The 1818-nt window shown below is 39.9% G+C and carries 3 protein-coding genes; 2 read left to right on the top strand and 1 reads right to left on the bottom strand.

All coding sequences use genetic code 11. The features are described 5' to 3' along the window. Both AC1DUW_RS27570 and AC1DUW_RS27565 read left to right on the top strand, forming a co-directional pair. On the top strand, window positions 1-146 hold a 146-nt coding region (locus AC1DUW_RS27570; protein WP_477644019.1), incomplete at its 5' end, for an aldehyde dehydrogenase family protein. A gap of 203 nt (window positions 147-349) precedes the next feature. Next, window positions 350-910 carry a cysteine hydrolase family protein gene (locus tag AC1DUW_RS27565; RefSeq protein WP_477644018.1) on the top strand — a complete coding sequence of 187 codons (561 nt, stop codon included), beginning with the start codon at window positions 350-352 and terminating at the stop codon, window positions 908-910. 332 nt (window positions 911-1242) lie between these two features. Here AC1DUW_RS27565 and AC1DUW_RS27560 read toward each other — a convergent pair. After that, the coding region (locus AC1DUW_RS27560) for an SRPBCC family protein (RefSeq protein ID WP_477644017.1) at window positions 1243-1818 on the bottom strand (576 nt) is incomplete at its 5' end.

The following is a 1818-nucleotide window of genomic DNA, read 5'->3' as shown; positions in this document are numbered from 1 at the left end:
GTACAGTTTGGGTAAACTGCTATAACGCTTTTGATGCCGCTTCTCCTTTTGGAGGGTACAAACAAAGTGGAATTGGTCGCGAAATGGGAAGCTATGCGTTAGATAACTATACCGAAGTTAAAAGTGTATGGATTAACTTAAACTAATAAAACTTTATAAACCACTTAAAACAGGGGCATCTTTGTCCCTGTTTGCTTATATATTTTATTTATGTTACCCGCAAATAAACTTAATTTGTAATTTATCCCTTCTATATTATTAAGAGATAGGTAGGATTTGCAGAATCCCTAAAACCAACACTTAATACTAACAGATTTTATCTAAATGGAAGAATAAGGAGAGGTATTAAATGGAAAAGACAGCTTTAATTCTTGTTGACGTTCAGAATGATTATTTTCCAAATGGTCGGATGGAGCTATTTGAACCTAATAGAGCAGCAAATAACGCCCGAAAGTTGCTAAATTTTTTCCGCAACCAAAACATGCCAATATTTCATATTCAGCATATATTCAATGATCACAACGCTCCATTTTTTGCACCAGGAACAGAAGGAATCACGATTAACGAGGCTGTTGCACCACTTGAAGGAGAAACTATCATTCAGAAGAATTATCCGAATAGCTTCCGAGAGACTCCCCTCCTTAATCAACTTCGTCAAGCTGGCACCGAGCATGTTGTCATATGTGGCATGATGAGCCACATGTGTATCGACGCAACTGCCCGTGCCGCTGTAGACTATCGGTTCACGTGCACCGTCATTGAAGATGCCTGCACATCTCCTGACCTATCTTTTCGCGGACGCAACATACAAGCCACTGATGTCCATGACGTATTTATGGCAGCGCTTGGAAGCCTCTACGCTACAATTGAAACAGCAACTGCTTACTTAGAAAAAGCAAAAGTAAAGTAAAAATAAGAGTGATCTAGACTTGATTTAGGTTGGGCTTTAAAAATGCCGTTCCAGTATGGTTTAAAGTTTGTTGATTTATCTGGCATTTTTCCAAATCAACAAACTTTCCATTTCTCTCTGACACATTCCTATTGTAATAGCCCGATAAAAGTATTACGAAACCAGAATAAATCTTTTAATTTTCAGAATTTCTTTACTCCTTCTTCATTCCAAATTGTCATCCCTTTTTTTGTGTGATCATTCATCGGAAACAAAAGCCGTTTTCTTAGACTGAAGAAGGGAGTATCGCTGCATTATTACGATATCTCCCTTTTACTAACCGGGGCTATTCTTTATTCTTGGGTGGTACTTGCCCTCATTCGCTTGTCTAATTCTTCAAGCACAATCGGCCAAGCCTGTTCGTGCTGATTTCTCGACTCCTCATCTGGAAAGCCTGCATGAGTAAGACGCAAATGCGTACCGTTTGTGTTAGATTCTAGTTCAATCGTAACAACCGTTTCAGCTCCTTTTGTTCCCTCAGCCCCGGTAACCCACGTTAATTCGATGAGTCTATTGGGTTCAAGCCTAAGAAATCGGCCGTAATGGGGATGGCGCTTCGCCTTTCTTTCCGTCTCGAATTCGTAGATTGTCTCAAAGAAGAAAACCGAGTTGACTTCTCCATTCATTAACACCGATCCTGGAGATGCAAACCAGAGGTCAAACTGTTTAGTCCACGCTAGGAATAGAGCATCAGGCAATGAATCAATTATACGGTCCACCGTTAGAGAAAAAGGTCTTGATGAAAGGTCTGGTATTGAAATAGGCATTGCCATCAATTTGTCTTTGATACCAGAGCGTAAATTGATACCGAATTCAAGAAAAGCCTTCATACATAAGATCATATCAACCCAGCCTTGCGTCTGTTGTCC

Source organism: Peribacillus sp. P4_C12 (genome assembly GCF_056402095.1).
The sequence above is the reverse complement of the archived record's forward strand: the minus strand, read 5'-3'. Positions and strand labels throughout refer to the sequence as shown.